Source organism: Peptoniphilus sp. oral taxon 836 str. F0141, assembly GCF_000179335.1.
GTDB lineage: Bacteria > Bacillota > Clostridia > Tissierellales > Peptoniphilaceae > Peptoniphilus_A > Peptoniphilus_A lacrimalis.
Genome location: NZ_AEAA01000122.1, coordinates 1 through 26,870, shown reverse-complemented (window position 1 = coordinate 26,870; position 26,870 = coordinate 1). Strand labels below are relative to the sequence as shown.

Sequence of the window (26,870 nt, the reverse complement as noted above, 5' to 3'; positions counted from 1 at the left end):
GATTTAATATTAATTGTAGCTGGTAAGGACCAAGTCGTTTATGATTCTTTAGGTAATTTGAGAAATAAAATAGCTAGGGATTTAGATCTTATAGATAAAAATTCTTATGAAATGCTATGGATAACAGATTTCCCATTATTTGAATATGATGAAGATGAAAAAAGGTATGTAGCAAAACACCATCCCTTCACATCACCAAAAGATGAAGATCTTGATATAATTCTTTCTAATCCTGAAAAAGCTAGAGCTAAGGCCTATGATATAGTTATAAATGGAGATGAAATGGGCGGGGGTTCTATAAGAATTAATGACCAAGAAATTCAAAAGAAAATGTTTAAAGCACTTGGATTTACTGATGAAGATGCAAAAGAAAAGTTTGGATTTTTGCTTGAAGCGTTTAAATATGGAGCACCACCACACGGTGGCTTAGCTTATGGACTTGATAGACTTACAATGTTATTTACAGGTGCAGAAAATATCAGAGATGTCATTGCATTTCCTAAGACTCAATCTGCAACTTGTTTATTAACTGAAGCACCAACAGAATTAAGTGAAAAACAGCTTGAGGAAGTCCATATAAAAGTTATAGAATAAAAGGTGATTTAATGGAAAAACTTGGAATAGTTAAAAGTATTGTAGGTGGTTATATGTATGTTGAAGTATCTAGAGAAAGTCCTTGTGGGGTTTCTTGTGCATCTTGTCATGCAGCGTGTGCCGAAAGTAAAACAGAAATAGTTAAAGTTAACAATCTTATTGATGCTAAAGAGGGAGATGTAGTTGAAGTGCACATTAATTCCCGAAATGTTCTAGGTTATTTTCTATTAGTTTATGGATTACCGCTTTTGTTTTTATTTATAGGAACTTGTATTTCATATTATTTTCTTTCAAAAACTAATTTAAAAAACTATGATGTTTATTCATTTTTGATTGGTTTAGTCTTTATGCTTACGGCATATAAGTTTATTAGTCTTTATGATAAAAAACATATGTCAGTTAGAGATAATTATGTAAGTGCAAGAAAATATAGAGCATAGATAATATATGGAAAAAAATAAATATATTAAACCTCTTATATTTTTCTTTATGTTGACTTTATTAATTAACTTACTCACTGTTTTTATGAATAAGAGAGCTTATGATAAAGAGGATATTCTGAGGTCAAAAAAAGAAGAATATAATAAAAAAACTGAAGAGTTAAATAAAATTAAATATAATCTCAACACTGCTAAAGAAACTTATGATAACTTATCTGGTGAATTTCAAGAAAAATTTGGATACGATTATAATCTATCTCAAGAAGAAGAGTTAAGAAATTTTTCTATGTTAAAGAAAAATGAAAATAAAGATATTCTTGATAATTTAAGAAAGCTAGTTAAAAATTACCATAAATATTATGATGGTAGTATATATACAAATGAAATTTTTGATTCAACTATGAGTAATTTTACTTCATTATCTGAAGATATTAACTACGAACAGTATAAGGATATTGTAAATGATTTAAAAATCAATAAATTTATTGATGAAGCAAATGATGGTGCCATCTTTTATTTAAAAAATAAGAATGCTGATAAGAAGGATTTAAATTTATATTTATTTATATATGCCTATTATTCGTCAGCTCTTAAGTTTTTTTCTGAAAATGAAAATATACCTATATATGAATTATATGCTTCGGTAGTGAATTTAGAAAATTTATGTAAAAAAATGGAAGACCTTTCCTATAAATTAGGTGATCTGAATTCAGAAAATCTTGAATATTTGAAAAATAATATTTATGAATTAATGAAAACTTATTATGGGAATTTAGGCATCCTGAATTCATTGGAGTAATTATGAAAAGATCCTTAACTTATATTGTTAATATTTTTATTGTTTTAGTAAGTGGTTTTTTACTATATCTTTCCTATAACAATTTTGTAAATAATCCTAAATCTACTTTTTCTATGAATAAGCAAATTAAAGAAATTGATTTAAAAATAGACAAAATTGATTCTAACATTAATGACAATAAAGAGATTTTATCTAATAAGAATATTCAAATAGATAATTTAAAAACAGAATTAAATAATTTTAATGTAATAGCAAATAAGGATAAAATTGATGAACTTAAGACCAATATTAATTATCTAGATATTAAAAATGTTAATAGTAATTTATATTTAAATAATGTTGGCAATCTTACTCAAACTATAAGCCCATTGAATTCTTTGTTTATATCAAATAATTTAAATGATGAGCAAATAGTTAGTAATCTTAATTTTTTGCCAATATATTTGGAATATACTTTCAATAATAATCTAAATCGAAAGATTTCAAAACATAATACTAACATTTTAAAATACATTGGAGTTTTAAATTATTTAGATGAAGGTAGCAATTATCTTGTCAAAGCTAAACTTTTAAAAGATTATACTGATTTAAATAATATAAATAATGAAGCTTATGAAATTTTAGTTAGTGAGAGTAAATATTTAAACTTATTTAATGATCTAAGAATAATAAATTTTAATAATAAGGGTTCTAAATTTACACAAGGCTTAGAAGGGAAAATAAGAGAATTAAAAAATAATAAAGCTATTGAGGAACCTGATTTAAAAGATGTTGATCTTCTTGGAGTTTTTTCTTATGATATATTAAATACAAGTGCTAGTCATCTATTGTTTTTGAAGACTTCTGATTTGCAAAATGAGAGGATTTTAGAAGATGATAATGGCATAAAATTAATGTCTAATGTAAAAGATAATAAAGAATATAAAGTAAATTATTATGATTCAAAGGGGAATAGCTTTTATATTGATAATCAAGTAAGCCGATAATTATTTTGGACTATATCTTTATCAATTTTTTGTTAAAGATATGGTCTTTTTATTAGCAGGTTAACCTACCTTGTAAATTATTAATTAAAGGAGGGTTTATTATTTATTTTTATTAACTGTTTAGATAAAAATATGCTAAAATATCTAAAGTGAGGCGAAAATGAAAGAAAATTTAATTAATCTAAAATATAAAGACAAAGAAATTGTTTTAATACCAACTGCACATGTTTCAACAGAAAGTGTAAAGCTAGTTAAAGAAACAATAGAGGAATTTAATCCGGATTCTATTTGTGTAGAACTTGATAAGGATAGATATAAAAATATTACAAATCCAAAAGCTTGGAAAAATACCAATATAATTGATGTGATTAAAGATAAAAAAGTTACATTACTTATTGTTAATTTGGTTTTAAGTGCTTATCAAGCCAATATTGCTAAAAAATTAAACACAAGACCAGGTGCAGAAATGATGCAAGGTATAAAATCGGCTAATGAGTTGAACAAAAATTTAGTTCTGGCAGATAGAAATATTAAAACTACTTTTATGAGAATTTGGAGAAAAATGAAATTTAAAGAAAAGTGTAGATTCATTTTTTCTATGATTTTTGCAAAAGATGAAAGTGATGATATTTCTGAAGAGGATTTGGAAGAATTGATAAAAAGGGAAAATTTAGAAAATGTTGTAATTGATATGGGTAAGGAATATCCACAAATTGCTCAAGTTCTACTTCATGAAAGGGATAAGTATTTAGCATATAAAATAAAAAATGCTAAGGGCAAAAAGATTCTTGCAATATTAGGGGCTGCTCACAGTCTTGGAGTAGAGAAGGAAATTTTCAACGAATATGATATTAAAGAATTAGATGAAGTTCCACCAAAGACGACTTTTTCAAAAATTATTCCGTGGATAATTCCTATCGCTATTATATTACTTATAATTTATGGTTTTACAAAGAATATTAATACTGGAATTGATCAGATTAAATCCTGGTTTATCTATAATTCTGTTTTAGCAGCCTTATTTACAGCTATTTCATTGGGACATCCTTTGAGCATATTGACAGCTTTTATCGCTGCACCATTTACTTCATTAAACCCATTTTTAGCTTGTGGATGGTTTGCAGGCTTAGTTGAAGCCTCAATTAGAAAACCAACTGTTGAAGATGTAAATAATGTGCCAAAAGATATCTTTTCACTTAAGGGAATTTTATCTAATAAATTTTTAAAAGCACTATTAATTGTTATAGCAGCGAATTTAGGATCATCTATAGGGACCATTGTTGCAGGTACAAGCATAATAAAAAATATATTGGGAGCTTTATAAAGCTCCCTTATTTTTTAATTCTTTATATCTTCTATAAATCTTTTTTATAAACTTTGCTGCTGCCTGTGAAAAAACGATGCCCATTGATAATGCAGCCGCAACCAAAAGTGTCTGAATTAAATTTCTGTTCATTTGTTCATAATCATTTTCGATAAAGTAATACATAATATAGTACATACCAGCACCAGGAACTATTGGTATCAAACAAGGCAGTGAAAATAAAGTAGCAGGTTTTTTATAAAAATATGCACATATTTCAGCTGCAATACCTATGGCAAAAGAGGCGATAAAACCGCTTTTTAAATATGAGTGTGTATTTTTAAGATTATATTCGTAAAGAACCCACATTAAACCACTAACAATACAAGTTGTTACTATGGCTTTTTTAGGTACCTTATAGTACATTGTAAAGCCCAAGGTGGCAAAAGTTGCTAAAAAGAACTGTATTATATAATATTTCATATTATACCTCTCATAAGCTTAAGGCCAATACCAACGCCAATTGCTATGGCTAATGCGATAAAAACAGCCTTAACTAAGGTTATTGCTCCCGTTATAAATTCACCACTCATAATATCTCTTAAGGCATTTGTAATAGCAAGGCCAGGGACAATTAACATAATTACTCCTATTATTATTTTATCGAAATCTTTACCTAGTCCTAAATAAACTGATATTATAGCTAAAATAGACGTAAGCGCGGCCGAAACAACATTATTTATAAAAAATGAAAGCTTAAATTTTGAGAAATTCATAATGAAGTAAGATATAATTGCCCCTATAAAAAATGAAGATATAAATTCACTACTTTTTCCACCAAAAAGAGCTGTGAAGAAAGAAGTTGCTATAGCACCTGCCAAAACTTCTTTTCCTTTACTTTCTTTATAGTTTTCGATTTTTTTCAGATATTCATAAGCCTCATCTAAATTATAATTGTTTTTGACAAAGCTTCTAGAAAAAGCATTTATCATATCAATTTTTTTCATATTTGTATCAGATACTTTAATTTTCTTGAATATTGAAATATTCTCACCCTTATAAATAACAGATAAGAATATGGCAGTTGGTAGGGCATAACAATCTACATTATCAGGTGCATGTGTGCTTGAAACCATTCTTTCAACAGTATCTTCAGCTCTATAAGATTCTGCTCCATTAGAAATTAGTAAACTTCCTGCGTAAATAGCTAAATTCATTAAGTTTTTTACGCTCTGTTTGTCATTAATTTCATTTGTCATGTTTTAACCTCCTTTGCTATTATAACATTCACAATCACAATTGAGATTATTTTAACATAATTTTATTGACTTTTAAAAAGTAAATTGAATCTAATTAATCTCTTTGTTATAATAAATTCAAAGGGGTGATTACATGGAAATACCCGTAGTTTCAATTATAGGAAAGCCAAATGTTGGCAAGTCAACATTATTTAATAAAATATTGGGAAAGAAAATCTCCATCACAGAAGATACTCCTGGAGTAACAAGAGATAGAATTTATCAAACAGCTTCTTGGCTTGATTACTCTTTTTTACTTGTGGATACAGGCGGATTGGATCTTAAAGATGAAGATATTTTTATGTCAAGTATAAAAGCACAAGTCGATATTGCTGTTGAAACAAGTCAAGTAATTATTTTTTTAACTGATGGAATTGAGGGTGTAAGTCCAACAGATAGAGAAATTGCAAATTATTTAAGAAAATCTAATAAAAAAGTAATACTTGCAGTTAATAAATGTGATGCAAAAAAAACTAAAGAAAATATATATGACTTTTTTGAGTTAGGTCTTGGGGAACCCTATTTAGTAAGTTCTGAACAGGGTACTGGTCTAGGAGATCTATTAGATGAGGTAACAAAATCTATTGATAAATATGTTGCAGATAATGAGGATGATTTTATAAGAGTTTCAATAATAGGAAAACCAAACGTTGGTAAATCATCACTTTTTAATTATTTATCCAAGGAAGAAAGATCAATTGTAACAAATATAGCCGGTACAACAAGAGATGCTATAGATACTAAAATAAGTTATAAAGACAACGAATATATTTTTGTTGACACTGCAGGATTAAGAAAAAGAAAAAAGATTAAGGAAAGTGTTGAAAGATATTCTGTTATAAGGACATTAACAGCTATTGAAAGGTCCTCTGTTTGCCTTCTTTTAGTGGATGCTACTGAAGGAATATCTGAACAAGATTCAAAAATTGCTGGCTTTGCACATGATAACAATAAGGCAATGATTATTTGTGTCAATAAATGGGATGCTATAGAAAAAGATACCTACACAATGAAAAATTTTGAAGCAGATGTGAGAAGAGAACTTCCTTTTTTATCCTACGCACCAATTATTTTTATTTCTGCTATGAAAGGTACAAGAGTTGAAGAATTGTTAGGCTTGATTGAACTTGTTGATAATAATTATAATCATAGAATTCAAACAGGCGTATTAAATGATATATTAAATAGGTCTGTATTAAACAATCAACCTCCTTCTGATAAAGGTAGACGTGGAAAGCTATATTATGGCTCACAAGTTTCTGTAAGACCACCAAGATTTTTATTGTCCGTAAATGATTCAAAATTATTTCATTTTTCTTATATGAGATATTTGGAAAATCAAATAAGAGAAGCATTCTCTTTCACAGGAACACCAATAATCTTAGATTTAAAAAATCGTGGCGAAAAAGCATGAAATATGGATTGATTTTTCTCATCTCTTATCTGATAGGTAGTATATCTGGAAGCTTTATTATTGGGAAGTTATTTCTAGGAAAAGATGTTAGAAATGCAGGTTCTGGTAATGCAGGTACTACTAATGCTTTTAGAGTTTTAGGTGTAGGTGGAGGATTAGGAACTTTTTTTATAGATTTTTTAAAAGGTATAATTTTAGTTCTTATTATTAAAAAATTTTTTGGTCAAGAATTAATATTTTATGCGGTATTTTGCGGCATACTTGGTCATGATTTTCCCATATATATGAATTTTAAAGGTGGAAAGGGAATGGCAATGACTTTAGGGGCTTTTGCCGCAATTTCTGTCAAATTAACAATAATTCCATACCTAATTTGGCTATCTACAGTATTAATTACTAAATATGTTTCTTTAGGATCGATATTATTTTTTATAAGTTCGGTTATTTTCTATATTGTTTTTGGAAAATTTTCTAACTTATCAAATATTTTTGTTATATTAATTTGTCTTATGGGTATTTTTAGGCATAAGTCAAACATTGTTCGATTGTTCAATGGGAATGAAAATAAAATTGGAGGTAAGAAATGAATATTACAGTTGCTGGTGGTGGCTCTTGGGGGACGGCTATGGCAAGGCTTATTTCCAACAAGGGACACAAAGTAAGTTTTTATATTAGAAATATAGAAGTATGTAAAGATATAGAAAAAAATAAAGAAAATTCAAAATATTTACCTGGAGCAAAGTTTGAAAAAACTATCTCTATTTATAATAATTTTAAAGATTCTGTAAGAGATGCTGAAATTATAGTCTTAGCAGTACCTACTTCTGCCATTAGAAGCCTCTTAAGTTCATTGAAAAATTTTATTGATAAAGATGTAATAATTGTTAATTTATCAAAAGGTATAGAAGTTGATACTTTAGATAGAATTTCGCAAGTTTGTAAGGAAATTTTACCTGAAAATCCTTTTGTTGCCTTGTCGGGTCCGTCTCATGCAGAAGAAGTTGGCTTTGATATTCCTACGACTGTTGTAGCAGCTTCACTAGATTCTCATTATGCAAATATTATTCAAGAGGAATTTTCCACTGATACCTTTAGGATTTATACAAATACCGATTTAATTGGAGTTGAAATTGGTGGAGCTTTAAAAAATATTATTGCATTGGCTGCTGGAATTAGCGATGGTTTGGGATTTGGTGATAATACAAAAGCAGCTTTAATGACTAGAGGAATGTATGAAATGAGTAAAATGGGATTAGCCTTAGGGGCAAATCCACATACTTTTAATGGTCTTACTGGTATGGGAGATTTGATTGTAACTTGTACTTCTATGCACTCAAGAAATAGAAGAGCTGGAATTTTAATTGGTCAAGGTAAATCTATAGACCAAGCTATAAAAGAAGTTGGTCAAGTAGTGGAAGGTATAAAAACCACAAAATCTTGTTATGAACTTGCAAAAAAGTATCAAATAGAAATGCCGATAAGTCAAAGCTTGTATCAAGTCCTATATAATAATAAAGACCCAAAAGAAGCGGTAAATATTTTAATGACAAGAAAGAAAAAAGAAGAAATTGAGCAAATTTTTTTTGAATAATGTTAAAAAATACTCATTTATGTTATAATTATCTATTATTAGTAATACTTTAGGTGGTAGTTTTGAATAAAAAAAAAGTGAAAAATAAAAAAAGGTTGGTAAAAGGATACTAATTTTTATTGTACTTGTATTAATACTTGGTTTTTTTATAAAAATTATTAAAGGTAAAACCTACAAGTCATACAATACTGTATTTCCAACTTTAACCACTTATGAAAATGACATAGATACGACTTTTTATAATGTTTTAAATGAAAAAGTTTATAAAGCAGGCGGAGATGGAATTGCAATTTTTAATGCCAGCGAAGGTCAAAAGGTAGCTGTTGGCTATGAAATAGCAAGCATTAATCTTATGGAGGATGTTTCAAATTTAAGAGATGAGTTGCAAAAAGTTAAAGCTGCTTTAAAAAATAAAGATTCAAATGAAGAAGTTAGTGAAAAAGTTAATTTTGATAGAGATATACAAAAAGATATTTTAAATAAAAACTTCCAGGGGGCTACAGAAAAAATTAATGCCCTAGATATGGATGCTACTAATACATTTAGTATTTCTGATTTAAAAGAATATTTAGGTATGTCTAAGGAAAAACTATTAAGTAAAAGGGATTCTTTAGAGAAAGAGATTTCAAAATATAATATCTCTTATAGGGCTGAATTTACTGGGATAGTGTCTTATGAAATAGATGGACTTGAAGATTATTTTTCTCCAGATAAGTTTTCAAAATTCACATATGATTACTTGGATAAAAATTTTAAAGTAGAGAAAAATAATTTAAAATTGAAAGTAAAAAAAGACTATCCTATGTTTAAACTAATAGATAATTTTACTTATGAAGTGGTAGCTAAAATCCAAAAGGCATCTCTTATAAATAATTATAAAAAAGGAGATAATATTAAGATAAAAATTAATAATTTAGATATACTTAATGGGAAGGTATTAAATATTATCAGAAGTCAAAAGAATGCAACAATCTTAATATCATTAGATGACTCCATAGATAATATTTATAATAAGAGAATTCATGAAGGTAAAATCATTGTTGATAAAACAAGGGGCTATATTATACCAAAGTCTTGTCTTATACAGAGAAATAATTTAATGGGTATATATGTACAAGAAATAAAGGGACTTGTTAAATTTGTTCCAGTTGATATAATAAGAGAAGAGGCTGATAAAGTTTTTATTAACAGAGGAAACAAGCAATCATTAATAGAAGTCGCAGATAAGACTTATAAAACATTGACTATTAATGATGCTGTTGTTTTAAGTCCAAGAACAGTTGATGAATCTCGTATTTTAAATTGAGTCAGGAGGGCTTATGTCAGTTAAAGATAATCTGAAATTTGTTATGGAAGAAATAGAAAAGGCTAAAAGGCATTCTTTGACAAATGAAGATGTGAATTTAATAGCTGTAACTAAAAATCATGAAACTGATGTTATAAAAGAAGCCATTGATTTGGGGATAACAGATATTGGCGAAAATAGAGTACAAGAATTAAAATCAAAGATTGATGAACTCGGTCCAATTGTAAATTATCATATGATTGGCAATTTACAAACAAATAAAGTAAAATATATATATAATAGAGTATATATGATTCAATCCTTAGATACATTGAAGTTGGCTAAGGAAATTGATAAAAGAGCAGGCTCAGATGGTATTGAAGTTAATTGCCTTATACAGATTAATATAGGCAATGAGGAACAAAAAAGCGGAATAGCATATGAGGATACTCTTAAATTTATTTATAATTTAATGGATTTCAAGCATATATCCATAAGAGGACTTATGGCAATAGCTCCAAATACTGATGATAAACAATATTTGAGAAGACTCTTCAGAAAAATGTTTGAAATGAAAGAAAAAATCATTAAAGAAAATATATCTAGTGTCAGAATGGATTACTTATCAATGGGTATGAGTTCAGATTATCAAATAGCCATAGAAGAGGGCTCAAATATGGTAAGAATTGGCACAAAAATCTTTGGGAAAAGAATCTATTAATTAGGAGGATATTTATGGCAGAAAAAACAGTTGATAAGCTAAAGAGAATATTTGGGTTCGCAGATGACGAAGCTTATTATGATGATTATCAAGATGATTATCAAGAAGAACCAGAAACACATGAAGATAGAGCACCTATTGAAAGTACAAATTATAAACACTCTACTAAAACAAAGACATCTTCTACACTAGGGCTTGTAATTACAGTTCAAGAACCTTTATCTTATGATGAATCTCCTTTAATTGTTGATGATTTAAGACAAAGAAAAGCTATTGTTTTAAATTTTGAACAATTAGATACCGATGTAAAAAGACAAATATTTGACTTTGTTAATGGAGCTATCTATGCTTTAGATGGAAGTATTCAAAAAGTAAATAAAGACATCTTTATTTTAGCACCAAGTAATGTTGAAATTGATGGGTTAAAGGAAACTTTAAAGAACAATGGTATGTTTCCTTGGTAAAATTAAATAAGGAAAATCTTTTAAATAACATTAATAATTCAGATGATTTATATCAATTGAAAAAAGTTTTAGATAAAGCTTTTGTTGTACTTAAATCTTACATTGATAATTCAAGCGATTTTTTAAATCCACATGAATTGAGTTTAGCAAAAAGTATTTTAAACTCACTTGATATAGGTTATTCTTTTGATGGGGGATATGATGATTATGAATATGGAGTAGTTAATATGTATCCCTCATTTTTGCATGGACCAAAAAGTGAATCTATTTGTGCGATGAAGTTTCCCACTATTGTTGGGATCAAGCACAAAGATGTTTTAGGTTCGCTCATAGGTTTGGGAATAGATAGAAGAAAAATAGGTGATATTTTAATTGGAAAAGAATTCACTTATTTTTTTGTTAAAATTGAAATTAAGGATTTTATTCTTTATAATTTGGAAAAAATTTCTAATTATAATGTTAAGGTATGTTTGAAAGAATCAACAGATGTTTTACCAATAAAAGAATATTTTTATAAGGATATTGTTACATCGTCTTTGAGGCTTGATACATTTTTATCACAAGCACTAAATCTTTCTAGATCAAAAATTAATGATATTATTTCTAAAGACTTAGTGAAAGTAAATTTTACACCTGAAAATAAAGTATCATATAAATTAAAAGAATCAGATGTAATATCAGTTAAAAAATATGGTAGAATTATTTTTCATAAAATTCTTAAAACAACAAAAAAAGATAAGTATCTTTGTCAGATAAAAATACCAAAATAGCGGAGGAAGGATGTTTGTAGCGTTACTATCAATTATTTTTATAATGATTGACCAATTTTCAAAATTTTTAGTAGTAAAATATCTATATGATGGTTTGAATTTAACTATTATAGATAATTTTATGTGGTTTATATATACAGAAAATACTGGGGCTGCCTTTGGCATATTAAAAGATGCCAGAATTTTTTTCACAATAATTACTATAGTAAGTTTAATTTTAATTTTTATTTTTTTAATAAAATACTACGGTATAATGTCAACACTTGCTAAGTTAGCTAGTGCTTTGGTGATAGGCGGAATTATCGGAAACTTTATTGATAGAATCAGATTAGGGTATGTAGTTGATTTTATAAGCACTAATATTTTTGGATATTCCTTTGCAGTTTTCAATTTTGCTGATGCTTTTATTGTTTGTGGATGTATTTTGGCTTTTCTATATAGTATTTATTACGAAAGAAAGGGTAATTAATGGACACTTTTAAAGTTGACAAGGAAAATTTTGGGCAAAGACTTGACGTATATTTAGCAAAACTTGTTGACCTTTCACGTTCACAAATTAAAAATTTGATTGATAATGAAAAAGTCCTTGTAAATAATAAAAATGTTAAGGCGGGTTATAAACTTTCTGAGGATGATGTAATAAGCCTTGAGTATCCAAAAGATAGTAAACCTTTTGCCGAAAAAATTGATTTTAATGTTATTTATGAAGATGATTATATTGCTGTAATTTCTAAGCCTCAGGATTTAGTAGTTCATATAGGGGCAGGAAATAGTAGTGGCACGCTTGTTAATGGACTTTTATATAAATTTAAAAACCAACTTTCAAATTTGGACCCTTTAAGGCCTGGAATTGTACACAGACTTGATAAAAACACCTCAGGGTTAATGATAATAGCAAAAAACAATCAGGCTCATATAAATTTAGTAGACCAATTTAAAAATTCACAAATTAAAAAATATTATTTAGCTATTGTTCATGGTAAAACCCCAGAAAGTGGAATTATAGAAGAGCCGATAGGTAGAAACCCAAATGATAGAAAGAAGATGGCAGTAGTTTATAAAAATTCAAAACAAGCCATTACCAAATATAAAAAACTTAAGGAATTTCAAGAGTATTCCCTTTTAAATATAAATCTTTTAACAGGAAGAACCCATCAAATAAGAGTTCATATGGCATATATTGGTTATCCTGTTCTTGGTGATATTATTTATGGGAGAAAAAATAGCTTTAAGATTGATAAACAGATGTTACATTCATATAAGCTAATTTTTAATCATCCTATTACAAATCAAAAAATGGAATTTAAAGACGAATTTCCTATCAGATTTAAAAAATTTATTGATAAAATCAAATAAATTATTTATTTTATATATCTTTGATCTTTCTCTAATAAAAAATTTCATTTTATAATAAATAACAATAGCTTAATAAGTTTTATTTAATAATAAAAAGGTCTTAATGTTTGAACATATTAAGACCTTTACTTTTAATTAAAAACTTTATTACTATTTATAATCTTCACTTAATTGAATTAACTTCCATTTTCCGTTTTCATATAAAGCACAGGACGGACTTCCATCTTTCGGTAAAGAAGTTGAACCAGGATTTACTATTACTAGTCCCTTATCCTCTTTTAGCATTTTAATATGACTATGACCGAATAAAAGCACATTCGGCCCTAATTTTCTTGCTCTTTCTATTCTTTCTTCTAAAGATTCTTCATATCCATGAACGGCATAAATCTTTAATTTTCCCAAATTAAAAAATCTTTCTTTTTTGCTTATATCTTTACCAGTATACATGCAATCAACGTCGCTATCACAGTTACCCTTAATATAAGTAATTTCTTTATCCCTTAAAAAAATTCCTAATTCTTGTGGATTGTATGATTTAAACAAAGGATTTCTTGGACCATGATAAAGTACATCACCTAAATGAATATACAAATCACATTTTCCTAAAGCATCCAAAGCTTTTTTAGTTTGTACCAAGGACCCATGCGTGTCTGATAATACCCCAATTTTCATTTAACTATCCTTTTTTGTAAAAATTTTAAGCATGAGCTTTGTGCAAAGATAAAATAATATTAATACAAGAAAAACTCCACCTAATCCTAGAAAGGCAACTTCAAATCCTTGTTTCATTAAATCCATATACATTTAATCACCTCATTATCATTGGAACAAGTGCTAAAATCATGGAGCCAGCAACAACAGATCCTAATTGACCAGCAACATTTGCACTCATTGCTTGCATAAGAATAAAGTTTGTGGGGTCTTCTTTTGTAGCGAGTTGCTGAACAACTCTACCAGACATTGGAAAAGCAGAAATACCAGCTGCACCAATCATAGGATTAATCTTATGTTTTAAAAATAAATTAAGAATTTTTGCAAAAATAACTCCTCCGGCAGTATCGAATATAAATGCAACAAGTCCCATTGCCATTATCATTAAAGTGTTTATATTTAAAAAGGCTTCAGCTTTCATAGTTCCACCAATAGTTATGCCTAATAAAATAGTTACTAAATTTGCTAGTCCATCTTGGGCAAAAAGTGAAAGTCTTTCTAAAACACCACAGACTCTAATTAAATTACCAAACATTAAAGCACCTATCAAAGCTACAGACATTGGAGCTAAAACTCCTGCAATTATTGTTATAAAAATTGGAAATAAAATTTCTACAATTTTTGGAACTTCAACACTTGTGTACTTCATTCTAATTTTTCTTTCATTTTTTGTAGTCAATAGTTTGATAACAGGTGGTTGAATAATTGGTACCAAAGACATATAAGAATATGCAGCAACAGAAATGGGAGCTAAATAATTTTGAGCAAAAGTTTTTGCTACATAAATTGAAGTAGGTCCATCAGCGGCTCCAATAATACCAATTGATGCTGCTTCTGGTAAAGTGAATCTACCTGTAGATAAGGCAAAAAGCATAGTTGCAAAAATACCAAATTGAGCGGCAGCTCCAAAAAATAACATAAATGGACTTGAGATTAAAGGTTTAAAATCTATCATAGCTCCAACGGCGATAAAAATTAAGACAGGAAAAAGTTCAGTTGCAATTCCCATATTATATAATATTGTCAAAAAACCTTCATCACCAATTGCTGATGAAAAGGGTATATTGCAAATTATTGCACCAAAACCGATGGGTAATAATAAGGAAGGCTCATATTCTTTACCTATAGCTAAATAAATTAATAACCCTCCAATAATAAACATAATTATCTGATTTACTTGTAAATTAATTATACCTTGTAATAATATTTCCATAATACCTCCTAACGATTAATTATATCTATAATTGAATTTTTTCTCAAGATAATATTATTTTTTTGAAATTATGATATTATCAAAGTAATTTTAAAGATTTAAATAGCACCTATATATAGATAATCTATTTAAATTCTATTTAAACATATTTTATAATGTTAATTTCTTTAAATAAGTATTTATCTTTTAAATTTACATCTTAATTTTTTTATTTACTAGAAATGATGATTATAAAGAATTATTCAATTAAATATATATTTAGTAATTTTAGGAAAAATTTGCTATAATTTAATAAAAATGTTATCCTATTCATTTTATTGTAAAGGAGTGATTTAATGAAAAAGAATAGAGATTTGACAAAATTTAGAACTCCGCATACATATGCAATTATCTTTTGTGTAGTTATTTTTTCATGGATTCTGACTTTTTTAGTTCCAGCAGGAAAGTTTTCTACTCACGATATTGAGTACATAGATGCAAATGGTGATACAAAAACCAAAACTGTATTAATTGAAGGTACTTTTAGATATTCATATCCCTTAAATGATGAATTTATAAAGAGTAAATTGCCAGAACTTTTAAATGATAATGTAAAAGTACAAGAGTTGGGAATTGATTCCCAAAAAGCTGGCGAACTTATTGGCAAAGATGAACTTGATATTGATGCACTTTCTGAAGCAGGTATAACTGATGATGTTTTATATTCTATTTATGGAGATAAAATATACGATACAAGTTCTAAGCTTCATAAAACTGCAAAATTATGGGGAACTGAAGATTTTGGCGGTTTTGGTGTTTTAAATTATGTGTTTGAAGGTTTAGTTTCAGGAGATAAATATGGTACCGCAGTTGGTGTTGCTGCACTTATACTTGTTGTGGGTGGAGCATTCGGTATTATAATGAAAACTGGTGCAGTAGATGCGGGAATCTATGCTTTTATATCTAAGGCTAAAGGCTTTGAAAGAATGGCTATACCAATGTTTTTTATACTTTTTTCATTAGGTGGAGCAACTTTTGGTATGGCAGAAGAAGTTATACCATTTTCTATGATTATGGTTCCTTTCGTTATAGCTTTAGGTTATGACTCAATAGTTGCTGTAACTGTTACTTATGTAGCTAGTCAAGTAGGTAATGCTGTTTCATGGATGAGTCCCTTTTCTGTTGCCATAGCTCAAGGTATAGCTGGAGTTCCTGTATTATCTGGGGCGAGATTTCGTTTGGTTATGTGGTTTGTAACAACAATATTAGCGGCTGCTTATACAATGAGATATGCAGAAAAGATTAGAAAAAATCCTAGTCTTTCTCCAATGCATGAAAAAGATGCACATTTTAGAATTTCCAATGAAAATTTGAGTGAAGAAGAAAAGGAATTTAAATTAGGACATAAGTTAATATTATTAGAACTTCTGTTAGGGCTTATATGGATAATTTGGGGTGTTACTTCAAAAGGCTATTATATACCTGAAATAGCTTCACAATTTTTTGTTATGGGACTTGTAGCTGGATTTATTGCTATTATTTTTAAGTTAAATGATATGACTATAAATTCAATGGCTCAGGCTTTTCAAAATGGAGTAGCTGATTTAGCAGGAACTGCTATGGTTGTAGGTATGGCTAAAGGAATCTTATTAATTTTGGGTGGTTCAGATGCAAATATTCCTTCAACTTTGAATACTATATTATATAATGTCGGAAATCTATTAAATGGAGTTCCAAAAACTATAGCAGCTATTGGAATGTATATTTTCCAAAGTCTATTTAACCTTGTTGTTACATCTAATTCAGGACAAGCAGCTTTGACAATGCCAATCATGGCACCTTTAGCTGATATAGTCGGTATTTCTAGACAAGTTGCAGTATTATGCTATCAATTGGGAGCAGGATTTGTTGATGCATTTACACCAGTAAGCGCAAGTTTAATAGGAGTTTTAGGAGTTGCTGGCATTGATTGGGGTAAATGGTTTAAGTTTCAAGTTAAGATGCAAGGATTTTTCATGATTATAGGAATCACGTTCATATGTATAGCAATGGCTATAGGATTTCAATAAGGTGATAAAATGTTTAAAATAATAAGAAATGCTACCGTATATAATCCTGATAAATTGGGAAAAAAAGATGTTTTAATTGTTAATGATAAGATAATAGCCATTGATGATAAAATTGAAATTTCTTCTAATGGTAAATTTGATGTTGAAGAAATTAATTGTAAAGGTAAAATTCTTGTTCCAGGATTTATTGATGGTCACGTTCATATACTTGGCGGAGGAGGAGAGGGAGGTTTTTCTAACAGAACTCCTGAAGCTACACTAAGTATATTAACAAAAGCTGGGGTTACAACAGTAGTTGGCGTATTAGGAACAGATGGTGTTGGAAGAGATATGAATGCTCTTTTATCCAAAGCAAGAGCATTAGAAGAGGAAGGAATAACTACATTTGTTTTTGATGGTAACTATAGACTTCCCATAAAAACTTTAACTGAAAATTTAATTAATGACATTATGGCTATTGATAAAATAATTGGGATAGGTGAAATTGCTTTATCAGACCATAGGTCATCTCAACCAAGTTTTGATGAGTTTGTAAAGACTGTTGCAGACACAAGAGTCGGAGGCATTCTTTCTGGTAAAGCAGGCATAATTAATGTTCATTTAGGTGATGGTAAAAGATGCTTGGATCTAATAAATGAAGTTGTGGAAAAGACTGAAATACCAATAAGTCAATTTTGGCCAACTCATATAAATAGAAATGCATATTTATTTGAGGAAGGTATTAAATTTGCAAAAAAAGGTGGAATAATTGATTTTACAGGTAATTCAGACCCTGATTTATGGGAAAAGTTATATGGTGAAGTGAAAGTTTCAAAAGCAATAAAAAGAGTTTTTGAAGAAGGAATAAGTGAAGATAATTTCACCTTAACTTCAGATGGGCAAGGTTCTTTTCCTATGTTTGATAATAAGGGTAATTATAAGGGAATTGGAATTGGAACATCTTCATGCTTACTTGAATCAATAAAAGCGTGCGTTTTTGAAGAAAATATTCCTTTAGAAAAAGCTATTAGAGCTATAACTGTAAATCCTGCAAATATTTTAAAATTAAAAAATAAAGGCAAGATTGAAAAAAATTATGATGCTGATTTATGCTTGTTAGATGAGAAAACTTTGGATATTGATATGGTTATTGCCAAGGGTAAAATTATGGTGAAAGGTGGAAATCCTACAGTTTTTGGAGTTTTCGAAAAGGCTAGTAAAAATTAATAAGTTATATATATCCATAAATTCTTTTGGGGTTTATGGATTTTTTTATTTATAAATATTAATAGATAATATTTATAAATAAAAAAATATCTTGTTATATTAAAGCTTATAGAGTACAATTAGCTTGTAATTATCTTTAAGGAGGTGAAATAATTGGATTTAAATAAAGTTTTAACCAAAGCATATGATTACGCTATTACATATACTGACGCAGGTCTTCCAGCAAATTATATACCAGAGCTTGCAAAAGAAGATAAAACGAAGGCAGGTTGCTCTCTAATTTCTCCTGATGGCAAGTTATATGAAATAGGCTCTAGTAGATATAAATTTTCTATACAAAGTATAATAAAAATTATTATCTACCTATGTGTTTTGGAAAACCATGAGTTTGATTACATCAAACAATATATAGGTGTAAAACCATCTTCAAAGCCTTTCAATAGTATTATAGAATTGGAATTATCTAATAAAAATATACCAGTAAACCCTTTTATTAATGCGGGTGCTATAGTTGCTTGTTCACTATTGCAAAAAAAATATGGCAATAATACATTTGATTTAATTTTAAACCGCACAAGAGATATTATTGGAAATGATAAGCTTGATTATAGCAGAAGTATATATAATTCCGAAAATTCTAGTGCTTTCGCAAATAGAGCTTTAACTTATATGTTATTAAATTCAGACATAATAGATAAGAATATCAATGTCGATGATTTACTAAACACATATTTCAAATCATGTTCCATTTTAGTGGATGCACATGATTTATCTTATTTATCTTTTGTATTATCAAGAGATGGTAAAGATTTATCAGGTAATCAAATTTTAAATAAAGAACATGCCTTAATTATAAGGACACTCATGGCTACTTGTGGAACTTATGATTATTCCGGTGACTTTGCCATTAGAATAGGTTTACCTGCTAAAAGTGGGGTTGGTGGTGGAATTGTTACCGCCTCAAAAGCTGGATATGGAATAGGTGTTTATTGTCCAGGACTTGATTCCCACGGAAATTCTTATGTGGGCACAAGGATGCTGGAATCTATTTCAAAGGAATTAAATTTAAATATTTATTAAAATCAATGGAGGTTAAATATGGTAAATTTGTTAAATTCTATAATTGAACCAATTAATGGATGGATATATTATCCAATTTTAATTATTTTATTATTAGCAATAGGATTGTATTTTACAATTAGAACAGGATTTTTACAAGGAAGACTTTTTAAAGAATCAATACGTGTTGTTTTAGAAAAACCAGATAAGGAAGGTTCAGATTCATCTTTTCAAGCTTTAATGGTTTCTACTGCTTCAAGAGTTGGTACAGGAAATATTGTTGGTGTATCAACAGCTATCTGTCTGGGAGGATACGGAGCAGTATTTTGGATGTGGATCGTTGCTATAATTGGTGGAGCATCAGCATTTATTGAATCTACACTAGCACAAATATATAAAAGACGTGATAAAGATGGCAATAGCTACGGTGGACCATCCTATTATATTGAAACAGCTTTAAAAAATAGAACTTTAGGTATTATTTTCTCTATATCTTTAATATTAACATATGCTGTTGGATTTAACATGCTTGCAGCTTTTAATTTACAAACTGCATTTAAAGCTTATGATTTCTATAAGCCAAATGTTACACCTTGGATTATTGGTATTGTATTAGCTCTTGTAACAGCATATTGTATCTTAGGGGGAGGAAAAAGAATTATTCAATTTGCTTCAACTTTGGTACCAATTATGGGAGTTATATATATATTAGTTGCCATAGTCATGATTATACTTAATATCACTTATATACCAACAGTATTTTCAAAAATTTTCTCTGACGCTTTCAACTTTAAGGCAATTTTTGGTTCCATTGCAGGTTCTTCTATGATGTATGGTATTAAGAGAGGTTTGTATTCTAACGAAGCAGGTATTGGTTCTGCACCTAATGCTGCAGCTTCAGCAGATGTATCCCACCCTGTAAAACAAGGTTTGGTACAAATGTTATCTGTATTTATAGATACATTATTAATATGTACAGCCACAGCTTTTATGTGTCTATCTTCAGGAGTAGCACCTACAGAAGAATTAAGTGGTGCACCATATGTTCAAGAAGCATTGTCAACTTTCTTAGGCAGATTCGGATATCACTTTATTGTATTTTCTTTAGTGTTATTTGCATTTACAACTCTTATCGGAAATCTATTCTATGTAGATACAAATCTTGCATATATTAATGGAAAAGAGCCAAGTAAAAAATTCATGGTTTGTTACAGAATATTAGCTGCGGTAATTATTTTATTCGGAACAGTTCAAGAAGCTGATCTTGCATGGAATATTTCTGATTTATTAATGGGTATTATGGCTATAATAAACTTACCAACAATATTAATATTAGGTAAGAAGGCTATTGATTGTTTAAAAGACTACGAAAAACAAAAAGATTCTGGCAAAAATCCCGTATTCCACTATAAAGATATTGGAATTACAGAAGAATTAGATTTTTGGAAATAATTTTTATTTATTAAATCTGTCGCTATTAGCGGCAGATTTTTTTTATAAAATATTTATAATAAATTGTAATCTATGTTAAAATATAGCTTGAGGTAGGGGTAGAATATGAAAGATTTAGGAAATGATTTAGATTTTATTTTGGAAGTAGACAAAATGAAATCTATTTTTAGGAGAAGCATAAACCTATCTAATGACAGAAGAGAAAATGATGCTGAGCATAGTTTTTATGTGGCTATTTCTTCCATGATTTTAGAAGATTATGCAGATAATGATATTGATAAGAATAAAGTGATAAGAATGCTTTTGGTACATGATTTAGTAGAAATTGATGCAGATGATACTTTTGCTTATGATACTTTAGGCTATAAAACAAAATACGAAAGAGAACAGAAGTCTGCTGATAGAATATTTTCTATATTAAGTGGAAAAAAGGCTGTTTTCTATAGAAATCTCTACGATGAGTTTGAAGAAGCAAAAACTGAAGAAAGTAAATTTGCTAATCTTATTGATAGAATTTTACCTATTTTTTTAAATTATTACAATAATGGTGGAACATGGAAAGAGGCTGGTATTAGTAAGGATATGGTTATAAATAGGATAAAACCTTTTAGAAACTCATCTAAAGCTTTATATGATTATGTTTTAAATTTATTAGATAAATATTTTGGTTAAGAGGATGTAGTATGAATGATTTTGATATTATTATAATTGGTAATGGTGCAAGTGGTGTCTTTGCATCTTATGAATTTACAAAATTGAAAAGTAAGTTAAAGATTTTAGTTATAGATAAGGGAAATGATATTTTCAATAGAGTTTGTCCCATTAAGACTGGAAGGGTTAAAACTTGTATAGGTTGTGTACCCTGTAACATTATGAATGGTTACGGGGGTGCAGGTACCTTATCCGATGGTAAGTATAATATAACTACAAATTTTGGCGGTGAAATGCATAAATATTTAGGCAGAGAAAAATCTATTGAATTAATGGAATATGTTGATAGTGTCTTGTGTTCTTTCGATGAAGGAGAATCAAAATTGTATTCAACATCTAACTCTAATTTAAAAACTTTTGCTTTAAAAAATGACCTACATTTATTGGATGCAAAAGTTCGTCACTTTGGTACAGATAGAAATGTAAAAATATTAGAAAAAATATTTTCTTACACCAAAAATAATGTTACCATGCTATTTAAGACATTGGCAACAGATATATCTTATAAAGATGGTAAATATTTTGTATCAACTGATAAGGGTCAGGTTTATTCATCTAAAAAGCTAATTTTAGCTTCAGGTAGGTCTGGTTCTAAATGGATTTCTAAAATTTGTAAGAATTTCAATATTGGTTTGTTTTCTAATCAAGTGGATATTGGAGTTAGAGTAGAACTACCTGCTGAAGTTTTTAAACATATTACTGATGCAGTGTATGAATCTAAAATAGTCTATCAAACTAAGGGTTACAATGATTTAGTTAGAACTTTTTGTATGAATCCTTATGGACAAGTTGTTGCAGAAAATACAAATGGAATTATTACCGTAAATGGTCACGCTTATGCTGATAAAAAATTGCAATCTGAAAACACGAATTTTGCATTACTGGTTTCCAATAAGTTTACGGAACCTTTTAAAGATTCTAATGGTTATGGTGAGTCTATAGCTAGACTATCTAATATGCTTGGTGGAGGAGTTTTGTTACAGAGATTTGGCGATCTGGTAAAAGGACGTCGCAGTGACAAAAGAAGAATGGATAAGTGTTTTACAGTCCCAACCTTACAGGCAACAGCCGGTGATTTATCTCTTGTTATTCCGAAAAGGCAGCTTGATTCAATAATTGAAATGATTTATGCTTTAGATAAAATTGCTCCTGGTACGGCAAACGATGATACCCTTTTATATGGAGTAGAAGTTAAATTTTACAATTCAAAAGTACAAACTGATAATAATTTTGAAACGACACAAAAAGGTCTATTTGTTGTGGGAGATGGTGGAGGAGCCACTCATTCATTATCTCAAGCTTCAGCTTGTGGTGTATATGTTGCTAGATATTTAAATGAAAATTTTTAAAATTATAGGCAGAGAACTTAAAGTTCTCTCTTTTTTTAAGCCTTTATGGTATAATTAAGTATTATGAAATGAGGGATATTTTGAATTCAAATATAGATTTAATAAAGACTTCACAAGATAGTGTAAATGAATATATAAGAAAAATGGAGGAAATTAGTGAAAATTCTCTAAAGGCTAAAGTAATTACTCATGGATGTCAAATGAACGAACATGATTCAGAAAAAATAAAATGGCTCCTTGAAAAAATGGGATACAAACTAATAGAAGACGACAATGAAGCCGATCTAGTTATTTTAAATACCTGCTCAGTTAGACATAGTGCTGAAGATAAAGTTTATGGTCAGTTAGGAAGTCTTAAGCATTTAAAGACAACTAATAAAAATTTAAAAGTTGCAGTTTGTGGATGTATGATGCAAAGACAAGCTTCAAGAGATTATGTTATAGAAAAGTTTGAAAATGTCGATATAATTTTTGGAACAAATAACATCTGGAAGTTACCTGAACTTCTGTATAAGTCTTATAATGGTCAAAAACTTTCAATGGATATACAAAATAAGTATTTAGACTTAGATAATAATTTGGGTGCAAATAGATTATATTCTTACAAATCCTATGTAAATATAATGTATGGATGCAATAATTTCTGTACTTTTTGTATAGTTCCTTATACAAGGGGAAGAGAAAAGAGCAGGGAAGCTGATGAAATTGTTGATGAAATTAAATCACTAATAGATAAAGGTTCAAAAGAAATTACTCTTTTAGGGCAAAATGTAAATTCTTATGGTAGGGGATTGGAGAATAAGACTACTTTTGCACAATTATTATATAGAATTAATGATATTAAGGGTGTAGAAAGAATAAGATTTATGACCTCTCATCCAAAAGATATTTCTGATGAATTGATATATGCGTTTAGGGATTTAGACCACTTGTGTAATTTTTTGCATCTTCCTGTGCAAGCTGGTTCTTCAAGAATATTAAAGCTAATGAACAGAAAGTATACTAAAGAGGATTATTTAAGAAAAATAGATAAAATTAGACAAGTAAATCCTGATATTGCACTTTCTACTGATATTATGGTGGGTTTTCCAGGAGAAACTGAAGAAGATTTTGAGGAAACTCTTGATCTTGTAAAAAGGGTGGAATATGATACTTCCTTTACTTTTCTTTATTCAATGAGAAGTGGTACCCCAGCAGCTAAAAGTCTAAATCAAGTTCCTGACAAAATAAAACACGAAAGATTTCAAAAACTTCTTGATATTTTATATCCCATTCAATACGAAAAAAATAAGAAATTTATTAATAAAACTGTTAAAGTTTTGGGAGAAGATATTTCTAAAAAAGATTCAAGAAAAATTTCAGGAAGAAATGATGAGTTTAAATTAGTTAATTTTAATGGGTCTGCTGAAGATATTGGTAAGATTGTGAATGTAAAAATCACTTCTGTTAATTCTTTTGCTATGGAAGGTGTGAAAGTTGAATAACAATAAACCTACGCCGATGATGCTACAGTATTTAGAAACTAAGAAAAAATATCCTGATTCTATATTATTTTTTAGGTTAGGAGATTTTTTTGAAATGTTTTTTGATGATGCAATATTGGCTTCTAAAGAGCTAGAAATTGCTCTGACAAAAAGAGATGCTGGTTTTGCTCAAAAAGCACCAATGTGTGGTATTCCTTATCATGTTGCTCATACTTATATTTCTAAACTGATAAATAAGGGATATAAGGTTACAATATGCGACCAAGTAGAAGATCCTAAACTTGCAAAAGGTTTAGTTAAAAGGCAAGTTACAAAAATTATTACTCCAGGGACTTTTACTGATAGTGAATTTTTAAAAAGTGACGAAAATAATTATTTAATGGCAGTATATCTAAAAAAATATGATATGTATATTGCATATACAGATTTTTCTACGGGTGAACTTTATTATACTTATAGAACTTTTCTTGATGAAGAATCATTATTTAGTAGCGTTCGTGATGAAATTTATAGGATAATGCCTTCTGAAATACTTGTAAATGAAGATATAGATAAAACATTAAATAAATTTTTAGCTAATAATTTTTTTATAACTAATTACAAGAATACTGATATTGTTAATATTGATATTGGGAAACTGGTATGTGAAAACCTAAGTGATCTTGGTCAAAAAAAATTTAATGAAAAAAACTTATCAGATAATATTGCTATTAAAATACTTTTAGATTACCTATTCAAAACTCAAAAAATCCATCTTAATCACATAAATAATTTTAACTATTATGATTATTATAAAAATTTAGTTTTAGATGAAAATTCAAAAAGAACCTTAGAATTATTAAGGGGTCTTAATACTAATAACAAAAAAGGTTCACTTCTTGAAATTTTAGATAAGTGTAAAACGTCAATGGGCTCAAGACTTCTCAAGAAATGGCTTTCTAGTCCATTGACAAATATTGACAGAATAGAAGATAGGTTAAATCATATAGAAGATTTCAATAGTGATTTATTAGTTACTGAAGATATAAAAGACAGACTTAAAAATATATATGACATTGAAAGATTAAGCCTTAAAATTTCTAACAAGACATTAAATCCTAAGGAAATTAATTCCATAAAGGAAACTATTAATCTATCCTTGGAAATAAAGAAACTTTTAGGTAAAAATAATAATAACTTAAAAAATCTATCTGTTAAAATCGAGAATTTAGCTTTTTATCTCTGAAAAAAATTGACCAGATAATTATTGATGATCCTCCAGCAATAATTGAAGATGAACGGGTAATAAAAAAAGGATATTCTTTGGAACTAGATGAACTTTTTTCAGCTAAAGAAGAAGGAAAAGATTGGATTTTAAATTTTGAAAAGAAAGAAAAAGAGAAAACAGGAATTAAAAATCTTAGAATTAAATATAATAAAATATTAGGATATTTTATTGAGGTTACTAAGTCTAATATAAGTCAAATTCCTAGTGATTATATAAGAAAACAAACTTTAGTAGGAAGTGAAAGATATTTTTCGGTAGAACTAAAAGAAATGGAATCAAAACTCTTAGTTTCTAAAGATGAGGCTTTGAGATTGCAAAGTAAAATTTTGAGTGAATTAAAAAACTTTTTGCTGGAAAATATTATTAAATTTCAAAATTTATCAAAGATTATATCTGCTATTGATGTTTTGGTTTCATTATCAGAGGTTTCAAGAAGAAACAACTACAAAAGACCTCTATTAAACAAAGAAGGACTAATTGATATTAAAAAAGGTAGACATCCGATAGTTGAAGAAAATTATAAGGATGAACTTTTTGTGCCAAATGATACGTATTTAGACCTCGATAAAAATTTAATTCATATAATCACAGGTCCTAATATGGCGGGTAAATCTACTTATATGCGTCAGGTTGCTCTTATTACAATAATGGCTCATATTGGTTCATTTGTACCATGTGAATATGCAAATATTAGTGTTTTAGATAGAATTTTTACAAGGATAGGTGCCTCTGATAACCTTGCTATGGGTCAGTCTACTTTTATGGTTGAGATGAAAGAAGTAGCTAATATTATTGATAACGCAAGTAAAAACTCTTTATTAATATTAGACGAAGTTGGCAGAGGTACATCAACATATGATGGACTTTCAATAGCTTATGCTATTCTTGAATACATTGCAACTAACCTTAAAGCAAAAACTTTATTCGCTACCCATTACCATGAACTCTGCTCTCTAGAAGAAAAGTACCCATCTATTTCAAACTTATCTATAGCAGTAAAAAAGGAAGAGGAAGATATCATTTTTTTAAGAAAGATTATTAATGGACCTTCAAATCATTCTTATGGGATTGATGTTGCAAAACTTGCAGGAATTGATGATTTTATTATAAAAAGAGCCTGGGACATACTTAATTCTTTAGAAAATAATAAGGGCAAAAATAAATTAAATAAAAATTTCAAAATTGATAACTTTGAACAAAAGTCTATTTTTGACATAAAAAAAGACAAATTTATCGAAAAAGTTAAAAATATTGATATAAATAATCTTTCACCCATGGATGCTTTTAAAATGTTAAATGGAATAATAGAAAAATCAAAGGAGATCTAAATGTCAATTGTTTTGTTAGAC

The 26,870-nt window shown here is 28.5% G+C and carries 28 protein-coding genes; 23 read left to right on the top strand and 5 right to left on the bottom strand.

Translation table 11 applies throughout. The features are described from left to right. The 5 genes from HMPREF9131_RS06955 to HMPREF9131_RS06935 form a co-directional block, all read left to right on the top strand. The coding region (locus HMPREF9131_RS06955) for an amino acid--tRNA ligase-related protein (protein ID WP_009346121.1) at positions 1–594 on the top strand (594 nt) is incomplete at its 5' end. An 11-nt stretch (positions 595–605) separates the two neighbouring features. Then, the gene (locus HMPREF9131_RS06950; protein WP_009346108.1) at positions 606–1,034 is read left to right on the top strand and encodes a SoxR reducing system RseC family protein; all 429 of its coding nucleotides are present in this window, start codon (positions 606–608) and stop codon (positions 1,032–1,034) included. A gap of 85 nt (positions 1,035–1,119) precedes the next feature. Then, positions 1,120–1,833, top strand: coding sequence for a DNA repair protein Rad50 (locus tag HMPREF9131_RS06945; RefSeq protein ID WP_232202599.1), 714 nt, complete (start codon positions 1,120–1,122; stop codon positions 1,831–1,833). A gap of 2 nt (positions 1,834–1,835) precedes the next feature. Then, positions 1,836–2,819 carry a hypothetical protein gene (locus HMPREF9131_RS06940; RefSeq protein ID WP_009346113.1) on the top strand — a complete coding sequence of 328 codons (984 nt, stop codon included), beginning with the start codon at positions 1,836–1,838 and terminating at the stop codon, positions 2,817–2,819. A gap of 160 nt (positions 2,820–2,979) precedes the next feature. Further along, positions 2,980–4,143, top strand: a complete 1,164-nt coding sequence (locus HMPREF9131_RS06935) for a TraB/GumN family protein (RefSeq protein WP_009346116.1) — start codon at positions 2,980–2,982, stop codon at positions 4,141–4,143. On the opposite strand, the gene HMPREF9131_RS06930 is transcribed toward HMPREF9131_RS06935, so the two are convergent. Together HMPREF9131_RS06930 and HMPREF9131_RS06925 are read right to left on the bottom strand one after the other, a co-directional pair. Next, on the bottom strand, positions 4,138–4,605 hold the full coding sequence (locus HMPREF9131_RS06930) for a threonine/serine exporter family protein (protein WP_009346112.1): 468 nt from the start codon (positions 4,603–4,605) through the stop codon (positions 4,138–4,140). The genes HMPREF9131_RS06935 and HMPREF9131_RS06930 overlap by 6 nt on opposite strands. Further along, positions 4,602–5,381: a threonine/serine exporter ThrE family protein gene (locus HMPREF9131_RS06925; RefSeq protein ID WP_009346114.1), complete on the bottom strand. Its 780-nt coding sequence runs from the start codon at positions 5,379–5,381 to the stop codon at positions 4,602–4,604. The genes HMPREF9131_RS06930 and HMPREF9131_RS06925 overlap by 4 nt, the downstream gene beginning before the upstream one ends. A gap of 133 nt (positions 5,382–5,514) precedes the next feature. Between HMPREF9131_RS06925 and der the strand changes: the two genes are divergently transcribed. The 9 genes from der to HMPREF9131_RS06880 all read left to right on the top strand — a co-directional run bounded on the left by der (position 5,515) and on the right by HMPREF9131_RS06880 (position 13,021). Next, positions 5,515–6,834 (top strand): ribosome biogenesis GTPase Der, encoded by a 1,320-nt coding sequence (gene der, locus HMPREF9131_RS06920; protein ID WP_009346098.1) that lies wholly within the window; start codon positions 5,515–5,517, stop codon positions 6,832–6,834. Continuing rightward, the gene (gene plsY / locus HMPREF9131_RS06915) at positions 6,831–7,421 is read left to right on the top strand and encodes a glycerol-3-phosphate 1-O-acyltransferase PlsY (RefSeq protein ID WP_009346124.1); all 591 of its coding nucleotides are present in this window, start codon (positions 6,831–6,833) and stop codon (positions 7,419–7,421) included. Before der ends, plsY begins: the two co-directional genes overlap by 4 nt. Then, positions 7,418–8,425, top strand: coding sequence for an NAD(P)H-dependent glycerol-3-phosphate dehydrogenase (locus HMPREF9131_RS06910; protein WP_009346115.1), 1,008 nt, complete (start codon positions 7,418–7,420; stop codon positions 8,423–8,425). Before plsY ends, HMPREF9131_RS06910 begins: the two co-directional genes overlap by 4 nt. 106 nt (positions 8,426–8,531) lie before the next feature. Beyond that, on the top strand, positions 8,532–9,731 hold the full coding sequence (locus HMPREF9131_RS06905; RefSeq protein WP_050784468.1) for an HlyD family efflux transporter periplasmic adaptor subunit: 1,200 nt from the start codon (positions 8,532–8,534) through the stop codon (positions 9,729–9,731). A gap of 13 nt (positions 9,732–9,744) precedes the next feature. Then, positions 9,745–10,431 carry a YggS family pyridoxal phosphate-dependent enzyme gene (locus HMPREF9131_RS06900; RefSeq protein WP_009346110.1) on the top strand — a complete coding sequence of 229 codons (687 nt, stop codon included), beginning with the start codon at positions 9,745–9,747 and terminating at the stop codon, positions 10,429–10,431. Between the two features lie 14 nt (positions 10,432–10,445). After that, complete coding sequence (locus HMPREF9131_RS06895) at positions 10,446–10,895, top strand: cell division protein SepF (RefSeq protein ID WP_009346101.1); 450 nt, start codon at positions 10,446–10,448, stop codon at positions 10,893–10,895. Then, positions 10,889–11,665: a YlmH/Sll1252 family protein gene (locus HMPREF9131_RS06890; RefSeq protein ID WP_009346117.1), complete on the top strand. Its 777-nt coding sequence runs from the start codon at positions 10,889–10,891 to the stop codon at positions 11,663–11,665. Before HMPREF9131_RS06895 ends, HMPREF9131_RS06890 begins: the two co-directional genes overlap by 7 nt. Before the next feature lie 10 nt (positions 11,666–11,675). Next, on the top strand, positions 11,676–12,134 hold the full coding sequence (lspA, locus tag HMPREF9131_RS06885; RefSeq protein ID WP_004824015.1) for a signal peptidase II: 459 nt from the start codon (positions 11,676–11,678) through the stop codon (positions 12,132–12,134). Further along, entirely contained in the window at positions 12,134–13,021 is an 888-nt protein-coding gene (locus tag HMPREF9131_RS06880) for an RluA family pseudouridine synthase (protein WP_009346100.1), read from the top strand. Before lspA ends, HMPREF9131_RS06880 begins: the two co-directional genes overlap by 1 nt. 150 nt (positions 13,022–13,171) lie before the next feature. Here the strand turns inward: HMPREF9131_RS06880 and yfcE are convergent, their stop codons facing one another. From yfcE to HMPREF9131_RS06870, 3 genes are read right to left on the bottom strand one after another with little or no spacing between them, the layout of a single operon-like run. Continuing rightward, positions 13,172–13,693, bottom strand: coding sequence for a phosphodiesterase (gene yfcE / locus HMPREF9131_RS06875; protein ID WP_009346106.1), 522 nt, complete (start codon positions 13,691–13,693; stop codon positions 13,172–13,174). Continuing rightward, a complete protein-coding gene (locus HMPREF9131_RS08295; protein WP_004823935.1) occupies positions 13,694–13,819 on the bottom strand; it encodes an OadG family protein in 126 nt (41 codons plus the stop codon). It lies immediately after the preceding gene. Between the two features lie 10 nt (positions 13,820–13,829). Then, positions 13,830–14,945, bottom strand: coding sequence for a sodium ion-translocating decarboxylase subunit beta (locus tag HMPREF9131_RS06870; protein WP_009346111.1), 1,116 nt, complete (start codon positions 14,943–14,945; stop codon positions 13,830–13,832). 335 nt (positions 14,946–15,280) lie between these two features. On the opposite strand from HMPREF9131_RS06870, the gene yfcC reads away from it, so the two are divergent. The 9 genes from yfcC (at position 15,281) to mutS (ending at position 26,849) form a co-directional block, all read left to right on the top strand. Beyond that, positions 15,281–16,993 (top strand): putative basic amino acid antiporter YfcC, encoded by a 1,713-nt coding sequence (yfcC, locus tag HMPREF9131_RS06865; protein ID WP_009346109.1) that lies wholly within the window; start codon positions 15,281–15,283, stop codon positions 16,991–16,993. A gap of 9 nt (positions 16,994–17,002) precedes the next feature. After that, on the top strand, positions 17,003–18,199 hold the full coding sequence (iadA, locus tag HMPREF9131_RS06860; protein WP_009346123.1) for a beta-aspartyl-peptidase: 1,197 nt from the start codon (positions 17,003–17,005) through the stop codon (positions 18,197–18,199). Positions 18,200–18,352: 153 nt separating this feature from the next. Further along, entirely contained in the window at positions 18,353–19,279 is a 927-nt protein-coding gene (glsA, locus tag HMPREF9131_RS06855; protein ID WP_009346105.1) for a glutaminase A, read from the top strand. A gap of 18 nt (positions 19,280–19,297) precedes the next feature. Further along, positions 19,298–20,710, top strand: coding sequence for an alanine/glycine:cation symporter family protein (locus tag HMPREF9131_RS06850; protein WP_009346102.1), 1,413 nt, complete (start codon positions 19,298–19,300; stop codon positions 20,708–20,710). Positions 20,711–20,815: 105 nt separating this feature from the next. After that, complete coding sequence (locus tag HMPREF9131_RS06845) at positions 20,816–21,382, top strand: HD domain-containing protein (protein WP_009346125.1); 567 nt, start codon at positions 20,816–20,818, stop codon at positions 21,380–21,382. 11 nt (positions 21,383–21,393) lie between these two features. Next, positions 21,394–22,770 carry an NAD(P)/FAD-dependent oxidoreductase gene (locus HMPREF9131_RS06840; protein ID WP_009346126.1) on the top strand — a complete coding sequence of 459 codons (1,377 nt, stop codon included), beginning with the start codon at positions 21,394–21,396 and terminating at the stop codon, positions 22,768–22,770. 80 nt (positions 22,771–22,850) lie between these two features. Beyond that, positions 22,851–24,254 carry a tRNA (N6-isopentenyl adenosine(37)-C2)-methylthiotransferase MiaB gene (gene miaB, locus HMPREF9131_RS06835; RefSeq protein ID WP_009346103.1) on the top strand — a complete coding sequence of 468 codons (1,404 nt, stop codon included), beginning with the start codon at positions 22,851–22,853 and terminating at the stop codon, positions 24,252–24,254. Further along, on the top strand, positions 24,247–25,479 hold the full coding sequence (locus HMPREF9131_RS08775) for a hypothetical protein (RefSeq protein ID WP_232202598.1): 1,233 nt from the start codon (positions 24,247–24,249) through the stop codon (positions 25,477–25,479). Before miaB ends, HMPREF9131_RS08775 begins: the two co-directional genes overlap by 8 nt. Then, positions 25,476–26,849, top strand: coding sequence for a DNA mismatch repair protein MutS (gene mutS / locus HMPREF9131_RS08770; RefSeq protein ID WP_369744399.1), 1,374 nt, complete (start codon positions 25,476–25,478; stop codon positions 26,847–26,849). The genes HMPREF9131_RS08775 and mutS overlap by 4 nt, the downstream gene beginning before the upstream one ends. The last annotated feature ends 21 nt before the right edge of the window (positions 26,850–26,870 follow it).